Here is a 16,293-nt window from a genome sequence, read left to right as displayed (position 1 = left end):
GCGGGATGAAAGTGTGGAAGACACCGGAAATACGACACCGGTACTCGAGAGATTGCTAGCCCGCGAGCCGGCCGTAGCTCGAAATGATGGCGCAGATCATGGCCGATGCCACGAACGCCACGATTCCCCCCAGAAAGATGATCAAAGCCGGCTCGATAAGGTTTACCAGCTGCTTAAGGCGCACCTCCAAGAGTTCCTGGTACATCCTGGCAACCATGGCGAGGGATGTATCCACGCCGCCGGTTTCTTCCCCCACCCTTACGGAGGTGCCGACCACGGGCGGAAAAACCCTGGTGGCATTGAGCAAAGGAGCAGAAAGGTTTTCGCCCTCGAGGACGCGCTCCGCCATTTCGCGCAGCACCTTTTTGGCTGCGTAGTTGCTCGCGCTTTCTTCCGTAATCCGGAGCGAATCCAGAACGGGCACTCCGCTTTCCAGCAGCAGGGAAAAGGTGCGGGCAAAATGGACTACGAGGGCGGAGGTGAAGACCGATCCTATTAAGGGGAGGCGGAGCTTGGCAAGGTCGAGGTAGTACCTGGGCCCCGGAAGGTAGTGGAGGAGGCCGAAAAGGCCCGCAACCAAAGCGACACCCGCAAAGATTTTGGGGGCCAGGACAGGGAAGGAGGCGCCGGCGGCAAGGAGGATCTCCACGTTCCAGGTCAGTTTTCCGCCCATCGACTTGACAAAAGGGGTTAGTTTAGGAACCACGTAGCCGACGAGGAAAGCGACTGCTCCCAGGGCGGCCGCGAACACCAGCGCCGGGTAAATAAGGGTGGAGAGAATCCGCCGGAAAAGGCCGAGTTTTTCCTCCCACAAAGCAGTCACCCGCTCTAAGGAGGTCTCCAGGAGGCCCGTGGTCTCCCCCACTTTGACCATGCTGATCAACAATGACGGAAACGTCCTGGGAAAGAGCGCCATCGCTTCGCTCAGCGGCTTCCCCGTCTCCACTTCGCTCCGCAGGCGGGCGAGGATAAACTTCAGCTTCCGCCGCGAGGTCTGCCGCTCCAGCAAGGAAAGAGTAGGGACAAGAGAAATCCCGCTTCTGAGCATGGCCGCCATCTGCTTTAGGAGCAGGACAACATCGGCCTGGGTGACAAAGCTGAGACTGGTCAGGAGGTCCGGGGACGGCGCGGAAGCCCCCTCGTCCGGGTCCCCGGCTTCCTCCAGGGCCGTAATGGAAAGCCCCCAACTTCTCAAGGTCCTGGCGGCTTCGGTAATGGTCGCCCCGCTGATGGTCCCTTTGACGGTTTTCCCCCGGGGATCCAGGGCCGTGTAAAAAAAGGACGGCATCCTCCCACCTACCACTCCCGTGTGACCCTCAAGATTTCGGCAACCGTGGTGAGTCCCTTCTGCACCTTCAGCACCCCGTCTTCAAGAAGCGTCCGCATCTTGAGCTGGCTCCGGGCGTAGTCCCGGATGGCTCCGGTATCGGCACCGCCGGAGATAAGACGCCGGAGCCTGGAATCGATCCGGAGCAGTTCGAAGATCCCCGTCCGGCCCCGGTAGCCTGTCCCGTGACAGACAACGCAGCCCCGGCCCTGAAAGCAGGTAAACCCGCTGCCCGGATCTATGCCGAGGGACTGAAGTTCAGCCGGGGTCGGGGTATAGGCCTCGCGGCACTCAGGGCAAACGAGGCGGACGAGCCGCTGGGCGAGCACCGCCCGCAGGGCGGAGGCCACGAGGTACCGCTCGCAGCCCATGTCGAGCAGGCGTTCCACGGCGCTCGGAGCGTCGTTGGTGTGGAGGGTAGAGAGCACGAGGTGCCCTGTGAGCGCCGCCTGGAGCGCCATGGTGGCCGTCTCCCCATCGCGGATCTCCCCCACCATGATGATGTCGGGATCCTGCCGCAGGACCGCCCTCAGTGCCATGCAGTACCCGTATTTTTTGGCCGCGCTGTGGTCGACCTGGGTCTGGGTAATCCCGGGCATCTGCACCTCTACGGGGTCCTCCACAGTGGTGATGTTCACGGTCTCCGAGCGGAGGCGCCGCAAGGCCGCGTAAAGGGTGAAAGTCTTCCCGCTCCCGCTCGGCCCCGTGACCAGGATCAGGCCGTGCGGCGCTCCCAAAATCTCCAGGAAGGCCTGGCGTGTATCGTCCTCCATGCCCAGCTCCTCAATGGCAAAGACCTCGTCATGGGGAGGGAGGAGCCTCAGAACCGCCTTTTCCCCTTTCGTGCAGGGCAGGGTGGAAACCCTGATGCTGATCGCGAGGCCGTTCCGTTCGTAGAGAAAGCCGCCGTCCTGGGGGCTGCGTTTTTCGGCGATGTTCATGTTGCTGAGGACCTTCAGGCGCGAAATGAGGAGGGGCGCTGCCGCCAGCGGAAGCCGCTCTACCGTCTTGAGCAGGCCGTCAATGCGCAGGCGCACCCTGAGGTGGTCGCGGTCAGGCTCCAGATGGAGGTCGGAGGCACGCCTGGCAACGGCGGTGGAAATCAGGTGGTCCAAAAGCTTTACGGCATAACCGGGATCTTCCGGCGAGAAGGCTTCTTCAGCATCGGGAGCCTCCTCTCCAGGCTGCTCGGAGTAAACCATCTGGAGGGCGCCGGCCAGTTCCGAGGGCTTCATGAGCACGAGCTGGATGCGCTTTCCCGTAACGCGACCCAGGTTCTCCAGCACCGTGCTGGATACGGGTTGGGTGCAGGCAATAAAGAGCTCACCGTTCTTTAAAGCCACCGGGACGATGCTGTGCCTGAAGGCAAGCTGCCTGGGCACCAGGGAAGGGAGTTCCGGGGCCAGTTTGATCTCATCGCGTGAAAAAAGCGGGAGGCCGAAAAATTCCGCCAGCAGCGAAGCAAGCCGGGACTCCTCGAGGAATCCCAGGCTGACCAGCACCTCTCCCAGCTTCTTCCCGGTGGCGCGCTGGGCCTTCAGCGCCGCGCCGAGGGCTTCCCTGGTGAGCACCCCTTTGCTGACAAGGAATTCGCCCAACCTCCTGCGCGCCATCTAAACACCTCCCCGCCCGCAGGACCCCAGTTTTTCTTTGAGAAGCAAAGGGTTGCGGGCGCCTTTCAAAGCAGTCTGGTAGTCGATGAGGCCCTTTTTATAGAGGAGTTCCAGGGACTGCTCCATCGTCTGCATCCCGAAGTTCTTCCCGGTTTCGATGGCAGTGGCGATGTGCTCCAGCTTCCCCAAACGGATGAGATTGCTGATAGCCGGTGTGACGAACATCACTTCCGAGGCCAGGACGCGGCCGGACCCGTCCTTTTTGGGAAGCAGCTGCTGGGAGATAACCGCCCGCAGTGATACGGAAAGCTGCTGCCTGATCTGGTTCTGCTCTTCGGGGGTGAAAACACCCAGGATCCTCGTAATGGAGGAAACGGCATCCCGGGAGTGAAGGGTAGAAAAGACGAGGTGCCCGGTTTCGGCGGCCATGACGGCCGTCCGCATCGTTTCCAGATCCCGCATCTCTCCCACGAGGATCACATCAGGGTCAGCCCGGAGGGCCGACCGGAGCCCTTCGGCGAAGGTCGGCACATCTGTGTAGAGCTCCCGCTGGTTGATGATGCTCCGGTGGTTGAAGTGCACGTACTCGATAGGGTCTTCGATGGTGATGATGTTCCGGCGCGAGGTGGAGTTGATCCTCTCGATCAGGGCGGCCAAAGTCGTGGACTTCCCGCTCCCTGTTGTCCCGGTCACCAGCACCAGCCCGTTCGGGAGGTCGGCCAGCCCCTCCACCGAGGGCGGCAGGCCCAGGGTGGACAGTTCCGGAATCTCGTCGGCCAGCCGCCGGATGGCCACGGTAACGTGGCCGCGCTGGTAGTAGGCGTTGATCCGGAACCTCCCCAGCCCCCCGACCCCGACCGCGAGGTCCACCGACTTCCTCTCCTCGAGTACCTCCCGGTGCCTCGGGGTCAAAATCTGGTGGGCAAGGCGCCTGGTGTCCTCAGGGGCCAGGGGGGGATAGGGGAGCGGGAGCAACTCCCCCACCACCCTGACAATCGGCGGGCTGTAAGGCGTAAGGTGCAGGTCAGAAGCGTTTCGCTCCCTGGCAGCCTCGAGCAGTTCTTCAATATGGCCGACCCGGTCTTTCGCCAGGTCTGTAGAGCCTCTTGACGCCACCTCAAGCTCCCTCCTCAGATCAGCAGGATGCAGGAGGCTTCGAGAAGACCAGGCTGGCTGCCGGCCTTCACCTGCAGGTTTTCCAGGACCACCAGCTTCTGAATCTCCGAAAGGTGGTAGAGGAAGCTCACAAGCTCGTTGTGGCTCCCTTCCACAACAACGCCGTACTCCTGCCACGAAAACGCCTCCGCAGGCCGGGCAGGCACCGCACTCTCCGACCCGCGGGCCTGTTTGAACGCCAGGTTCCTGACGTCCAGCCCGCTCGCGAGGGCCAGGTGCAGCACCTCCGCAAGCACGAGCGTGGCCTCGCGCTCCGTCCGGGCCTTCTTCAAAACCATCAGACGTTCCACGTCCTGCTCCAGGCTCCCGGCCTCCCTCCGCGCCTGGACCAGCCTTCCCCGCAGCGACCACTCGGTTCCCAACCCGGCCACCTCCGCCCGGAGGCTTTCCACCTCGCGGCGGCTCTTTTCGAAGGCCCGCATGGAGGGATCATAAATCTTGTTCACGTAGAAATAGAAGCTTCCCACCAGAAGAACTGTGAGGAGCAGAATTTTTTCGGACCTCGTGAGCCTGCGCTTCACCGCAGTGCCACCCCTCTCAAGCCCCCTCCTTTACCGCGACCCTGAGGCTGAAGCTGAAGACAACCTCTTTTCTTTCCTCCTCCCGCCCGGTCTCCGGGGAGGATGTTTTCTCGGTTTTTTCCGTGCGCCCGATGCTCTCGATCCTGGCATAGTTGCACCAGACCTCCTGCTGGAGGGCGAGGACGAAGGCGCGGATGGACTTCACGCTTCCGCTCTCCCCTGCTACCAGCCAGAGGCCGCCCCCACCGGGCTTCACCTCTTTCAGAGCGAGGTCCGGCGGGGCGGCGGCGCCGAGGGCGGCCCAGAAGTCTACGGCGCTCGCAAGCTCGGCGCTCCCTCCCCTGCTGAGGAAGTCGAGCTGGGTCTGCAGGAGCCGGCACTTTTTTTCCAGCTCCTCACTCTCATTTTTCAGCTTACTCAAGGTCTCCCGCTCCTCCTTCAGGGCGGCCGCCTGCTTCTCCGCCACCCCGGTCTGGTGCGCGAGCCAGAGCCAGTGGCCGAGGAAAAAGGCGATGATTGCTGCTGAGGCGAGCAGGGGGTAGAGGTAAATCCGCTCGCGGAACAGCCGGAGGGCGCTCACGGCATCGGTGGGGCCCACCGTCTTCCATTTCCCCGAAAGGTAGAGTTCCCGCAGGGCGGCGCCGGCCGCGCTGGCGAAGGCAGCGGAGGCTGCACCGCTCTTTGCCGGAATGGTCAGGGGCGCGGCCCCGGCGCAGAACTGCCGGAAAAAATCGGCCACCCCGGCCTCCCCCGCGCCCGCGCCGGTCAGCACCACTTTCAGGCCGCGCCCCTCCCACGCCTCAAAGACCTCGGCCAGAGCGCTGGTTAGCCCCTCGTCGGGCAGGCCGTCGAGGTGCAGCCGGAGCGCTTCCAATCCGTAGGGCAGGACGCGGTAGGAGCAGCTCTCCCCATCCGCAACCAGGGTGAGCCGGATAGCCTTCAGCCCCACGTCCACGGCGATCTTTTCCGGCGCCGGGTCCCAGCGCCCCGCCGCCGCCCCGAAGCAGACGTCCGGGGGGTAGACCCTCCTCAGCCTCAGGCCCGCCCCGGACAGGGCGCGCTTGAGCGCCTGGTAGTCGGCGCGGGGAAACATCGTCACCCAGATCGCCTGCTGCCCCTCCCAGGTCTCCAGGCCCAGCTCGTAGCCGACGAGGCACTCGGCAGCAGGCAGGGTGCAGTAGGGCTCGGCCTCCCAGCGCACCGCCTCCCTCAGCTGCTCCGGGCTCATCTTCCGCACCCGCCGGGCGTCCATGACGACCTCCACCATCTCCACCTCGGGGGTGACGACGACAACGTCCCGCGGGCAGCCGGGGATCTTGGCTGCCACCATGCGCGCCTCCTCGGGGGCGAGGGGGGCGCCTTCCTCCGGGCGGGCCGCCTCGAGGTGCTCCCCCACCACGAAGCTGCGGAAGGCCCGCCGGACGGCGACGGCCCGGAGCACCGGGCCGTCGAGCTCAAGGGCCAGGACTGAGAGCAACATAACCACCTCTATTAGCGGATTGTTAGAACCAGCTTGTCCTCTGCCGGGGACTGCGTCCCCCCAACCCCGATGAAGACCACAGCCCGGTTTTTTTCCTCGCCTGTGCTGGTGAGAACGGCCCGGGCGAGCCGCGCTCCCCCGCAGGTGTAGTCACCCGAGGGCACCTCCAGCACGAAGGGCGAACTCCCGCCCGGAGGAACATAAACAGTGGAACTCACCGTTTTCCCCTCCGGCTGGTAGCAGAGGGAAACCTCCACATCCACGCCATCTCCCGTCTCGTTGGCAACCTTCCCGCGCAAGACCACCCCCGCCACCTGCCACGCCGAAGCGGCAATCACCGTCTTGATATCATCAGGGGTATCGAAGTTCTTGTCCCTCCCGGCGCTGGCGATGGTGAGGATGCCTCCGGCTTCCAGGGTGAACCTGAGCGGCTCCCCCCAGGCGTCGCGCAGGACCTCGTCCTTCCCCTCGCCCCAGGGTCTGGTGAGGTAGGGTCCCCGCCAGGCAAACCCGTACACGCTGTCGGGTATCGTGGGGGCGCACCCCGAGTCCCACAGGCCGCGCGGCTGGCCCTCCAAGGCATCTTCCACCCACTTGGACTGGGACTCGTCCCACTTGTAGAGCTTGGGCCAGCTCCCCACGTCGCCGAGGTAGCCCCCGATGATCCGCCGCCCCGCGGCGTCGCAGGCATCCGGGGGGCCGAGGAGGGCGGACCTGATGCGCTCGAGGATCTGGCGCGTCCTCTCCTCGCGGGCGGCCCTGTTGGGGCTGTACCACTCCTCGGGGGTGATCTTGAGGACGACGTCGTCCTTACTTTCCTGAGCCGTAGGGTCATAATGATCCACCCTTTCGTCGCCCGGCAGGACAGGATTCCCACCCGCGTCCCGCCAGCCGCTCTTCCGGTCCGGGCCCTCGCTGATGATCCACAGGGTGGTGCCGGGGCCGCTCCCCTCCTTCCAGAAGAGGAGGGCGCGCCCCCAGGCGTCCGCCAGCTTCCCCCCGGTCTGGCGCATCTCGAACTCGCGCTTTTCCGCCGGATTGTTCCAGTCCAGGCCGGCGGCGTCGTCGGGGTACTCATCCCGGGGGCAGGGAAGGTAGGGCCCCTTCCAGTCTTCCTTCTCAGCGTAGACCTCCTCCCAGAGGGAGAGGGGCTGGCCCGTCCCGTAGTTGTCCTCCACCACGCTCGCGCTGTCGCGGTCCGGCCAGTCCCAGCGCTTATAAACGTCGTTCCAGATCGACCTGTGCAGGAGGGGGAGGCGGTCGCGGTCCCCCACGTAGCCGCCGACCACGCGCAGACCCTCGGCGTCGTAGGCGCCCCGCGGCCCCAGGAGGGCGGTCCGGACCTCCTCGAGCCTCTCCCTTGTGGCCCGCACCTTCTGGTTGGTGTCTGCGAAGCCGACGAGCGGAGTGATAATGGCGACAAGGAAGCTCATGATGGCGATGACCAGGATGAGCTCCAAAAGGGTGAAGCCCGCGGGGGCGGGGAGGAAGCCCTGCCTGCTCCTCCCGCGCCGGAAGAGGCAGACAAGGAGAGCGCGGGTCCCCCCCGTCACGCCGGGTTCCGGCAAGATGCTGCGCGCTTCGTCCACAATGATCCTCCCGGGGGTGCAGGTCTGGACGGCTTTACCCATCATCCACATCTCTCCGAAAAAAAGAAGGTGAACCACCCCTTCGTGGGTTTTCACCTTCCTGGTGCAGTTCGCCAGTTTTCGCCTGTCTGCATTTAGCACCTTGCCTGCGTTTAACATTGTAATTTTAAATCCCCCCAAATAAAAGTTCAACCGTCGTTTTAGACCAAAAAACACCACAATAACAAATTGCTTCCCAATCAAACGGCGCAATTACCTTGTTTATCCCGAATTCACGAATTTTCGAAAGCAGCTTCGTGAGGCACCCGGGCCCGCAGGCCGGCAAAAAAATTCATTCCCCGGCAGGAATTCTAATGCCAAGAAAAGAATTAGATAACCGGCGGCAACCATGAAGGTGCCTTAGCCTTCCAGAAGGAAGGACGGCGTTCATGGTTTTTTTGTGCGGATTTAAGCTTTTTCCTCAGGAGGTTTGAATAGCTGTGCAGAGGAAGCTGATTATCCTTGCACTTGTCTCTCTCCTGATGCTGGGTGTGCAGGCAGCAGCTTTCGCCCACGGGGTCGACATTGCCTACCGGGTCAGGAGTGCGGTTGAGATTACGGCTGTTTTCGACACGGGCGAACCGGTAGCCGGGGGCGAGGTAGCAGTCTACGCCCCGGGCAACCCTTCCGCACCCTGGGCTACCGGAAAGTGCGATGGGAACGGGCGCTTTACCTTCACGCCCGACCCTTCCAGGAAAGGGACCTGGCATGTGCAGGTGTACCAGGCGGGCCACGGCGGGGTGATTGACATCCCCCTGGGCGAGGGTGCAGCAGCAGGGAGCAGCGGCTCTACCCCGCTGCAAATCATCCTGATGGCGGCCTGCGTCATCTGGGGACTCGCCGGCACCGCCCTGTTTTTTTCAAGGAGGAAGGGCTGATGCACATACCGGATGGCATTCTGGGTGCCGGTGTTTGCCTGGGCGGGTACGCCACAGCCGGGGCAGCCGCCTGGTGGTCCCTGCGCAAAATCGGCCGGAAGGCGAACCCGCGGGAGGGCATTCCCAAGGCATCGCTCCTTACCGCCGCCTTCCTGGTGGCTTCCTGGATTCACATCCCGGTGCCGCCTGCCAGCGTCCACCTCGTCCTGAACGGCCTTTTGGGGGTGGTGCTGGGCTATTACGCCTTCCCTGCCGTTCTCATCGGCCTTTTCTTCCAGGCAGTGATGTTTCAGCACGGCGGCCTGACGACGCTGGGAGTGAATGCCACAATCATGGGAGTACCGGCGTTCCTGGCCTACCACCTGTTCCGGCTGCGCCGCATCTTCGGCAAGGACAGCCTGGTGGGAACCGGCATCTTCGGATTCCTGGCCGGTGCCGGGGCGGTCGGGCTTGCGGCGGCTGCCGCCTTCATCATTTTGATTACAACAATCCCGGCAGGCCTTGATGTAGAGGCGCAGCGGGCGAGCATCATCGCACTGACCCTGGCCCACGTCCCGCTAATGGTGATTGAAGGTGCTTTTACGGCGCTGGTGGCTCTGTTCCTCCACCGGGTGAAGCCTGAACTCCTGGAGGGCTGACGGATGAAGCTCGGTCTGGACGCGCACGCAAACCTCAGCACTCCCCTGCACCGCTGGGATCCGAGGCACAAACTGGTCGCCCTGATGGCCCTGATCTTCTCCTTCGCCTCTGTGCGCGACCTGCGCCTTTTGCCGGCGCTGCTGGCGGCCAGCGGCGCTCTTTACCTTGCATCCGGGCTGCCTTTGTCCTTTCTGCTGAGCCGGCTGCGCCTGCCGGGCTTCTTTCTTTTGATGATCGCTGTGATCCTGCCGTTTCTCTCAGGCCGGACCGTCCTCTTCCACATCGGGTCCCTCGCCGTAAGAGAGGAAGGCTGCCTCGCCCTGCTTTTAATCGCGGTCAAGTTCGCCTGCATTTTGACCGTCGGGACCGTCCTCTTCGGCACCACACCCTTTCTGACCACCGTAAAGGCAATGCAGGCCCTCGGCCTGCCCTGCATCCTGGCCGACATGACCTTCTTCTCCTGCCGGTACCTCTACGAAATCGGCGACGACCTGAAGACGATGCAGACGGCCATGAGGCTGCGGGGGTTTCGCGGCCGCCGCCCGGGGAGCCTGAGCGCCCTCGCCTCGCTGGCCGGGACGCTTCTGGTCCGCAGCTACGAGCAGTCAGACCGCGTCTTTAAAGCGATGATTTTGCGGGGCTACGGCCGGCCTGCCTCCTTCCGGGACGGGTTTCAGGCTGATTTCCGCGACTGGGCCTGGTCCGCGGCGGTCGTGCTGGCGGCGGCAGGACTCGCGGCCGCCGAAATGCTCCTGCGCTGAGGGGGAGGTAACGTAGTGGAGCCGGTGCTGGAGGTTTCAGGGCTGACCTTCTCTTACGAAAACAGGCTTCCCGTCCTGGAGGACCTTAGCCTCACGGTGTGGGCGGGGGAGCGGGTCGGCGTTGTCGGCCCCAACGGGGCGGGGAAGACCACCTGCTTCCTGCTGGTCTGCGGGGTGCTGAAACCGGCGGCCGGGGAAATCCGCCTTTTCGGCAAACCGGTGGTGCCCGGGGAATTCCGCCCCGAGGCCGGCATGGTCTTTCAGAACCCGGACGACCAGCTCTTCTGCCCCTCGGTCTGGGATGACGTCGCCTTCGGCCCGCGCAATCTGGGGCTGTCAAAGGAAGAGGTGGAGGCCAGGGTCCGGGAGGCCCTGGCCCTCACCGGCATCACAGAACTGGCCGGCCGCCCGCCCCACCATCTCTCCGGCGGCCAGAAGCGGCTGGCGGCAGTTGCCGGGGTGCTGGCGATGCGTCCCAGGCTCGTGATTTACGACGAACCGACGGCAAACCTCGACAGCCGCTACCGGCGGCGCCTGATCAATCTGCTCCGGGCTTCGGCGCAGGAGGCCATGCTCGTCGCCTCCCACGACCTGGAGTTCATCCTGGAGGTCTGCAACCGCACCATTTTGCTGGACGGAGGGCGCCTCGTCGCCGACGGAGCACCAGAAGAAATCCTGGGCAATGCGGCGCTCATGGAGGCGCACGGCCTTGAGCGGCCGCACTCCCTGTCACTGCGCTGAGCCTTCCGGACCTTCCGCCGGAGCCGCTCCCGCCCCGCGCGGGCCCCTGCCGGCCTTAAGCCCCCTGTAGCCCAGCGCGATTCCCGCCAGACCAACGAGGTAGCCGAGCCCCGCCCCGATCGTTAAAGGCAGCGGCAATCCCATCCCGCTTTTTTCGCCCGCACCGGAAAAAACGCTCTCCCCTGTGTGTCCGGAGTGCTCGGCCACGATCACCCATTTTTTCCCCCATTCCTTCGGCTCAAAGCGGAACCTGCCCTCGCTGTCCGCCCTCCCCTGCAGGCAGAGCGTCCCGTCCTCCCTGTAGACCTTTACGTCGGCGTTGCCGGCCGGGAACCCGCCGCCGAAGGTTACCGTCAGGTCCATCCCGCCTGCCTTGACCACCAGCCCGACGGAGTGGGCGCCTGCATCCGGCGGGACGGGGAAAAGGGCCGCTCCCACCAGGAGCAGGAGCAAAAGGGCAGTCAGGGCTGCGGCAATCCTTTTCATAAAGACCTCTCCCTTCATGAAAATTTCATGAAAATTTCAAGCAGTGCTCAGCCCGGCGCGGGCCGGGCGCCGGAGGCAGCAGGGCACTCCTCCCCGGCCGCCTGCGGGGCGGCCTGCCTCCACACCGCCAGCACCGCCCCCAGGACGGTCCAGAAGAGGGGCATGAGCACGGGGTCCTCCACGCTGAAAAACCCCTGGACCAGGTAGACGAGGACCATGGCGAGGAGGAGGAGGCCCTGCTCGCTCCGCGGGCGCCTGAAGAAGGAACTCAAGAAAGCGAGGTAGGCGAGGAGGGCAAAGGCCCCCATCGTCACGCCGACCTCGAGGAAGATGTTGCGCGCCTTGTCCACGACAACTCCCATCAGGGTGCTGATCCCGGCGTAGACCAGGTGGTCGGGCCCGATCCCGAAGTCCCAGGCGCACTTAAAAAGCTGCAGGCACGCGGGCCAGACGATGTAGAGCAGCTCCCCCAGGGTGGGCCCCCCGGGCTGAACAGGGACGGCCAGCAGGGAGGGGCTGCCGGCCCAGGGGACGCCCCTGGCAAGCAGGAGGCCGGAGGCGGCTGCTGTGAGCGCAGCAAGGGCGAAACCCAGGGGGAGGCGCCGCTCCGGCCTCCGCCAGGCGGAGGCGGCGACGAGGACGAGGCCGGCGAGGGCGGCGAGCCAGGCGAAGAGTGCCTCGCTTGCCACAACCCCGGCGCAGACGGCGCAGGCCACAGGAAGCCAGAGAATCCGGGAGGTCCTCCCTGCTTTCAGGCAGCGCGCCAGGGCGGCCGGGAGGAAGAAGGCGGCGTAGGCCCCGAGGAAGCCGGGCGCCGCCATCGTCCCGAAGCCCTGGAGGCGCTCCCGGTAGAGGTCGCGGGGCACGAGATCGAGGCCCCACCCCTGCGCCAGGGCGAGGAGGGAGACGAGCGCCGCCGCTGCCGCCGCCTGGCCGAGGAGCCGCTCCGTTTTCTCCTCGTCGAGGGTGGTGGAGGCGAGGAGAAAGAGGAGGGAAGAGGCGAGGTACGTCAGGAAGCCCGTGCGCCGCAGGGGGCTGCCGCACCAGGCGACGGCCGGGTAGGCCGCCAGCGCCGTGGAGATGAAGGCGAAGAGGAGGAACGCTCCGAGGGCGACGAGCGCCCGCTCCCCCCTGAGCCGCGGCCGCTCCCTGAGGAGGATGCAGAGGGCCGCCAGGGCGAGGGCAAGGAGCACCGCGAAGCGCGGGAAGTAGTAGTAGTCCGGCGGGAGCCGGCGGCCGAGGAAGAGGGGGGAGTAGCCGTGGGGGACGACGAGAAAGGGGTAGACGACGAAAAGGAACCAGAGAACCAGGTACCCGGCCCGGGGGATCCGCTCCCGCAGGCCCTGCAGCCACACGGTAGGGGACAAGAGATCAGCTCCTCTCAAGGCTTGTTTAAAAAAGGAGGGAGAGGGGCGGCGAAGCCCCTCTCCCCGGTTGCGCCACTGTTTTACAGGAGCACCCAGGCGTGCTCGCCGTCGATGCTGATGTGGAACTTGTGGCCCTCGGGGCACATCACGTAGAAGTCCCAGACGTCCTGCTCTTCGTCGACTGTGAACGTTTCTACGCGCTCGCCTGTGTCTTGCTTCTCGTTATCGTTGGCGTCGAAGAAGGCCTCAACCTGGATGCCAGGTGTGTCGGGATCCTTGTCGATCACGTTGGCCGCTACCCACTCAACGCCCGAGGCAAGCCGCGGCAGGATGATCGTGTAGTAGCCGTACTTGTAGTAGTCCGTCTTGCGCTGGGAGTCGGCGTAGATGCCGGCGTTGGTGATGAGGCCCTTCTTCACGAGCTCGCAGTCAGGCCCGACGCCGAGCAGCAGGCGCCCGATCAGGCTGGGGTCGGAGTACTTCGCACCGGAACTCAGTCCGCCCGCGCCCGCGCCGACCATGGCGAGGTACACGGACGTCGTAACGGACTGGACGCCCAAGTTCTCCCAGCGCTTCTCGGGATCGGAGAGCCCCGTATCCTTGTAGAGGATGATGTTGCTGATGCCCATGGCCTTCAATGCGTTGACATCGTCACCGCCCAGTTTGTACAAGCCGAGGTTGTTGTGCGCGTTGAACTCCTCGGAGAGGAACTCCGGCCCGTTGTCGGGGTCGTTGTCGCAGGAGGAGATGTCCCAGTTGTCGTTCTTGTCCTTAACCGCCAGGTTCACGAGGTAGTTCGGCAGGCGGTTGTTCTGCTGGACAAAGCTGGCCAGGATCTCCGTCAGGCGGTGCTTGTTCTGGTCGCACTGCATGTCCACGCCGGCGTCGCTCACCCGCGCCAGGCGGGGGGCAAGGATGGCCGCCAGGAAGCCCATGATGGTGATCACGACGATCAGCTCGAGCAGCGTGAAACCGCTGCTGTTGCCGGCAAACCTCTTAAACCTCTTCAGCATCTCAATACCCTCCTTAAAGATTTTCGAAGATTTTCGTTTGCTTTAAGAAGGGTTCCCCCGCGGAACCGCCCTCTTAAAGAAGGCTCAGGTGCGGAACACGCCTGGCCCGGGGCCCTCCCCCGCGGCCCTCTCTTTTTTCGGCTCTTCTCACCTCCCCCGAAGATCCTCCCCGGCGGGGCTGAACGCCGCCCGCTGGCTCCCCCCGCTTCTGCGGGGCAGGCCCCCGGGCTTCTGCCCCGGGCCTCCACCAAAAAGGCCGCCCCCTCGAATCCTACTCGAATTCTAAAGGAGCGGCCGGTTGCGCCACTGGCTCCCCGCGGCTCGTTCGGCGCCCAGGTTTTTCTGAGCCGCGCTTCCTCGCCTCCGCCTTTCACCATAATTCCTTTTCCGGGTAGTCCACCACATACCGGTACTGCTTGCCGCAGTGGATGATGACCTCTTTCTGCCCCTTCTTCAGGATGCGGATCTCGATGTGCATCTCCCCGAAACCGTTGTGGTAGAAAAGCTCCCGGTACAGCTCGCTTACCTTCGCCAGCACTTCCTCGTTGGTGGCGGTCTTGCCCATCATCACCTCTCTCCGAAAAAAAGAAGGTGAACTACCCTTCGTGGGTTTTCACCTTCCTGGTGCAGTTCGCGGTTTTCGCTTGTCTGCATCTGTTTAGTCAATTCTAAATCCCTCCAAAAAAAAGTTCAACTGCCATTTTGGACCAAAAAACACCAAAACAACAAATTATTCCCGAACCGGATGGCGCAATTACCTTTTTTATCCCAAATTCGCAAATTTTCGAAATTTTCAAAGCAGCTTCGCGAGGCGCAGCCGGTTCCTGCCGGCTGCGGAAAACTTACGCCTGATCGTGAAGCAAGGCGCGCCCGCGGCCGCTCCGCTTCGCCTCCAGCAGGGCGTCGTCTGCCTCTTGAAGGAGCCTGTTGAGCTGCCGGTCGAGATCAACTGCAGGGCCGCGTTCGGGCTCCCAGGCGGAAACCCCCATGCTCACCATCGCCCTGACCCTCCCGCCGTCAAACGAGCGGCCCTGCAGCGCCGCCAGGACGCGCTCGCAAAAAGAGAGGGCGCCCTCCTTGCCCGTTTCCGGGAGAACGACGACGAACTCGTCCCCCCCGTAGCGGCCGACCACATCCGAAGCGCGCGCCGTTTTCTTCAAGACCCCGGCCACCTCCCGCAGCACGGTGTCCCCGCAGGAGTGGCTGAAAGTGTCGTTGATGGTTTTGAAGTTGTCCATGTCCACCATCACCACACTGAGGGACCGGCCTGTGCGCTGCGCTCGCGCCAGCTCTTCCCGCGCCCGCTCCAGCAGAAAGCGCCGGTTGCAAACCCCGGTCAGCTCGTCGTTGTAGGCCATTTCTTTAAGCCTTGCGTAGGAGTCCTTGAGGCGCAGGGACATCTCGTTGAAGGTGTCGGCGAGAAGCCCGATTTCGCCGGGACAGTCGTTCTCGATCCGGCGCCCGAATTCTCCGTCCGCGATCTTCCTCGCCTCTCCGGCCAGCCGGCGCAGGGGTTCTGTGATCCTCCGCGTGACGAGGGTGCTCAAGGGAAGGCTCAGCATTAAGACTAAAAAAACGGCCAGGAAGACCATGTTAAACCCCTGGGAGGAAACGCCCCGGGCGATTTCGCTTTTCTGCGCCTCCACCACAAGCACGAAATCGCTGTCCGGAAGCAGCTTCCCCGCCGCAAGAACTTTTTCTCCGCGCTGGTCTGTGTAGGTCACAGGCGCAGGCTCCTGTTTCTTGATCAATTTTGCGGTTTCCGCGTTGAGGGAACTTGCCCCCGCGCCGAGCGCGCCCTGTTCCGCCAGCAGGTACGACCTGATGGCGCCGGGCTCGGGCAGCTGGGGGCGGTAGCCGAAGTGGAACCGAAAAAGCTTATCAAAGAGGCTTTCCGAAGGAGGGCCGGCTGCAGCCGTTCCCACCAACACCGGCCGGAGCAGAGCCTCGAGGGGGCGGGCGTCGAAATCGGCCCACAGGAACCCGGTCCCTACCGGGAAAACCAGTTGAATGCCTCTCTGTATCGGATCGAGGAGAAAAAAACGGGGGCGGCCCGACCTCCTGAGAGCAGCTACCGCCCGCGCGATCTCCTCGCGCGGCGCGGGTGCGCCTGAGGCCGGGACAACCACAATCCTCCCGCTGCTCCCGGCAAACGCCAGAGACCTGCACCCGGCGATCTTCCGGTGCACCGAGAGAAGCTCAGGGCCGGTCGGGGCTTCTCCCAAAGCGGCCCCTTCAGCCTCCTCCCGGGCCCTGTCGGCCGCGGCGCTCAGCCAGCGAGCCACGACTTCCGCCTCCTTCTGGCAGACGACCTGCAAGATCTGGGAGGAGAAGTGCTCGGCGGTGGCCAGGGTGTACCTGTAAGATGCATATCCCAGGACTGCTGCGGGCAGCAAGGCGAACACGAGAAACCACCGCGTGAGAAGCTGGCTCAGAGAAATGCGCAATGATCCTCGACCCCCGTAAACATCTGTCAGGCGAGAAATGATTTCAAATAAGCTTCCGCAGTCTTCGGGCCGTACTTGCGGTAAAGAGAAGCGGCTCGATCACCCCTTCGAACTCAGGAAGAGCAATGCACCAGGCGATATCCTGGTTCAGGCCCTGGGGGTCTCCGGCCCACTCCTCCACAGTCCGGTAAAAAGAGGCAACGGGCTGGAAAACCG

General features: G+C 63.9%; 16 protein-coding genes and 1 riboswitch. Of the genes, 4 read left to right on the top strand and 12 right to left on the bottom strand.

From position 1 onward, the window contains the following. Window positions 1-55: 55 nt before the first annotated feature. The 6 genes from HPY58_00080 to HPY58_00055 all read right to left on the bottom strand — a co-directional run bounded on the left by HPY58_00080 (window position 56) and on the right by HPY58_00055 (window position 7,865). A complete protein-coding gene (locus tag HPY58_00080; protein ID NPV28056.1) occupies window positions 56-1,288 on the bottom strand; it encodes a type II secretion system F family protein in 1,233 nt (410 codons plus the stop codon). An 8-nt stretch (window positions 1,289-1,296) separates the two neighbouring features. After that, complete coding sequence (gene tadA, locus HPY58_00075) at window positions 1,297-2,940, bottom strand: Flp pilus assembly complex ATPase component TadA (GenBank protein ID NPV28055.1); 1,644 nt, start codon at window positions 2,938-2,940, stop codon at window positions 1,297-1,299. Continuing rightward, a complete protein-coding gene (locus tag HPY58_00070; GenBank protein NPV28054.1) occupies window positions 2,941-4,008 on the bottom strand; it encodes a type IV pilus twitching motility protein PilT in 1,068 nt (355 codons plus the stop codon). Between the two features lie 62 nt (window positions 4,009-4,070). Further along, window positions 4,071-4,637, bottom strand: coding sequence for a hypothetical protein (locus HPY58_00065; protein ID NPV28053.1), 567 nt, complete (start codon window positions 4,635-4,637; stop codon window positions 4,071-4,073). 16 nt (window positions 4,638-4,653) lie between these two features. Continuing rightward, on the bottom strand, window positions 4,654-6,117 hold the full coding sequence (locus HPY58_00060; GenBank protein ID NPV28052.1) for a hypothetical protein: 1,464 nt from the start codon (window positions 6,115-6,117) through the stop codon (window positions 4,654-4,656). Window positions 6,118-6,128: 11 nt separating this feature from the next. Then, window positions 6,129-7,865: a type II secretion system protein gene (locus HPY58_00055; GenBank protein ID NPV28051.1), complete on the bottom strand. Its 1,737-nt coding sequence runs from the start codon at window positions 7,863-7,865 to the stop codon at window positions 6,129-6,131. Between the two features lie 362 nt (window positions 7,866-8,227). Between HPY58_00055 and HPY58_00050 the strand changes: the two genes are divergently transcribed. The 4 genes from HPY58_00050 to HPY58_00035 are packed head-to-tail and all read left to right on the top strand — an operon-like array spanning window position 8,228 to window position 10,764. Then, window positions 8,228-8,623, top strand: a complete 396-nt coding sequence (locus HPY58_00050; protein NPV28050.1) for a carboxypeptidase regulatory-like domain-containing protein — start codon at window positions 8,228-8,230, stop codon at window positions 8,621-8,623. Further along, complete coding sequence (gene cbiM / locus HPY58_00045) at window positions 8,623-9,261, top strand: cobalt transporter CbiM (GenBank protein NPV28049.1); 639 nt, start codon at window positions 8,623-8,625, stop codon at window positions 9,259-9,261. Before HPY58_00050 ends, cbiM begins: the two co-directional genes overlap by 1 nt. 3 nt (window positions 9,262-9,264) lie before the next feature. After that, window positions 9,265-10,023 carry a cobalt ECF transporter T component CbiQ gene (gene cbiQ / locus HPY58_00040; GenBank protein ID NPV28048.1) on the top strand — a complete coding sequence of 253 codons (759 nt, stop codon included), beginning with the start codon at window positions 9,265-9,267 and terminating at the stop codon, window positions 10,021-10,023. 15 nt (window positions 10,024-10,038) lie between these two features. Next, on the top strand, window positions 10,039-10,764 hold the full coding sequence (locus HPY58_00035) for an ABC transporter ATP-binding protein (GenBank protein ID NPV28047.1): 726 nt from the start codon (window positions 10,039-10,041) through the stop codon (window positions 10,762-10,764). On the opposite strand, the gene HPY58_00030 is transcribed toward HPY58_00035, so the two are convergent. The 6 genes from HPY58_00030 to HPY58_00005 all read right to left on the bottom strand — a co-directional run. Continuing rightward, complete coding sequence (locus HPY58_00030; GenBank protein ID NPV28046.1) at window positions 10,753-11,250, bottom strand: hypothetical protein; 498 nt, start codon at window positions 11,248-11,250, stop codon at window positions 10,753-10,755. The genes HPY58_00035 and HPY58_00030 overlap by 12 nt on opposite strands. A gap of 47 nt (window positions 11,251-11,297) precedes the next feature. After that, window positions 11,298-12,617: an O-antigen ligase family protein gene (locus HPY58_00025; protein NPV28045.1), complete on the bottom strand. Its 1,320-nt coding sequence runs from the start codon at window positions 12,615-12,617 to the stop codon at window positions 11,298-11,300. Between the two features lie 80 nt (window positions 12,618-12,697). Next, window positions 12,698-13,630, bottom strand: a complete 933-nt coding sequence (locus HPY58_00020; protein NPV28044.1) for a prepilin-type N-terminal cleavage/methylation domain-containing protein — start codon at window positions 13,628-13,630, stop codon at window positions 12,698-12,700. A gap of 283 nt (window positions 13,631-13,913) precedes the next feature. Then, window positions 13,914-14,003: riboswitch (cyclic di-GMP riboswitch) on the bottom strand. Beyond that, window positions 14,001-14,195: a hypothetical protein gene (locus HPY58_00015; protein ID NPV28043.1), complete on the bottom strand. Its 195-nt coding sequence runs from the start codon at window positions 14,193-14,195 to the stop codon at window positions 14,001-14,003. (Overlaps the previous riboswitch by 3 nt.) Before the next feature lie 277 nt (window positions 14,196-14,472). Beyond that, complete coding sequence (locus tag HPY58_00010) at window positions 14,473-16,077, bottom strand: diguanylate cyclase (protein ID NPV28042.1); 1,605 nt, start codon at window positions 16,075-16,077, stop codon at window positions 14,473-14,475. A 43-nt stretch (window positions 16,078-16,120) separates the two neighbouring features. Next, on the bottom strand, window positions 16,121-16,293 hold a 173-nt coding region (locus HPY58_00005; protein ID NPV28041.1), incomplete at its 5' end, for a hypothetical protein.

This window comes from Bacillota bacterium (assembly GCA_013177945.1).
GTDB lineage: Bacteria > Bacillota > DSM-12270 > Thermacetogeniales > Thermacetogeniaceae > Ch130.
Note: the sequence above shows the minus strand (reverse complement) of the source record. Positions and strands in the feature narration are given on the sequence as shown.

Coding starts and splice junctions, on each gene's coding strand:
- HPY58_00080 (NPV28056.1), bottom strand. CDS start 1,288: ATGCCGTCCTTTTTTTACACGGCCCTGGATCCCCGGGGGAAAACCGTC.
- tadA (NPV28055.1), bottom strand. CDS start 2,940: ATGGCGCGCAGGAGGTTGGGCGAATTCCTTGTCAGCAAAGGGGTGCTC.
- HPY58_00060 (NPV28052.1), bottom strand. CDS start 6,117: ATGTTGCTCTCAGTCCTGGCCCTTGAGCTCGACGGCCCGGTGCTCCGG.
- HPY58_00055 (NPV28051.1), bottom strand. CDS start 7,865: ATGTTAAACGCAGGCAAGGTGCTAAATGCAGACAGGCGAAAACTGGCG.
- HPY58_00050 (NPV28050.1), top strand. CDS start 8,228: ATGCTGGGTGTGCAGGCAGCAGCTTTCGCCCACGGGGTCGACATTGCC.
- cbiM (NPV28049.1), top strand. CDS start 8,623: ATGCACATACCGGATGGCATTCTGGGTGCCGGTGTTTGCCTGGGCGGG.
- cbiQ (NPV28048.1), top strand. CDS start 9,265: ATGAAGCTCGGTCTGGACGCGCACGCAAACCTCAGCACTCCCCTGCAC.
- HPY58_00030 (NPV28046.1), bottom strand. CDS start 11,250: ATGAAAAGGATTGCCGCAGCCCTGACTGCCCTTTTGCTCCTGCTCCTG.
- HPY58_00020 (NPV28044.1), bottom strand. CDS start 13,630: ATGCTGAAGAGGTTTAAGAGGTTTGCCGGCAACAGCAGCGGTTTCACG.
- HPY58_00015 (NPV28043.1), bottom strand. CDS start 14,195: ATGGGCAAGACCGCCACCAACGAGGAAGTGCTGGCGAAGGTAAGCGAG.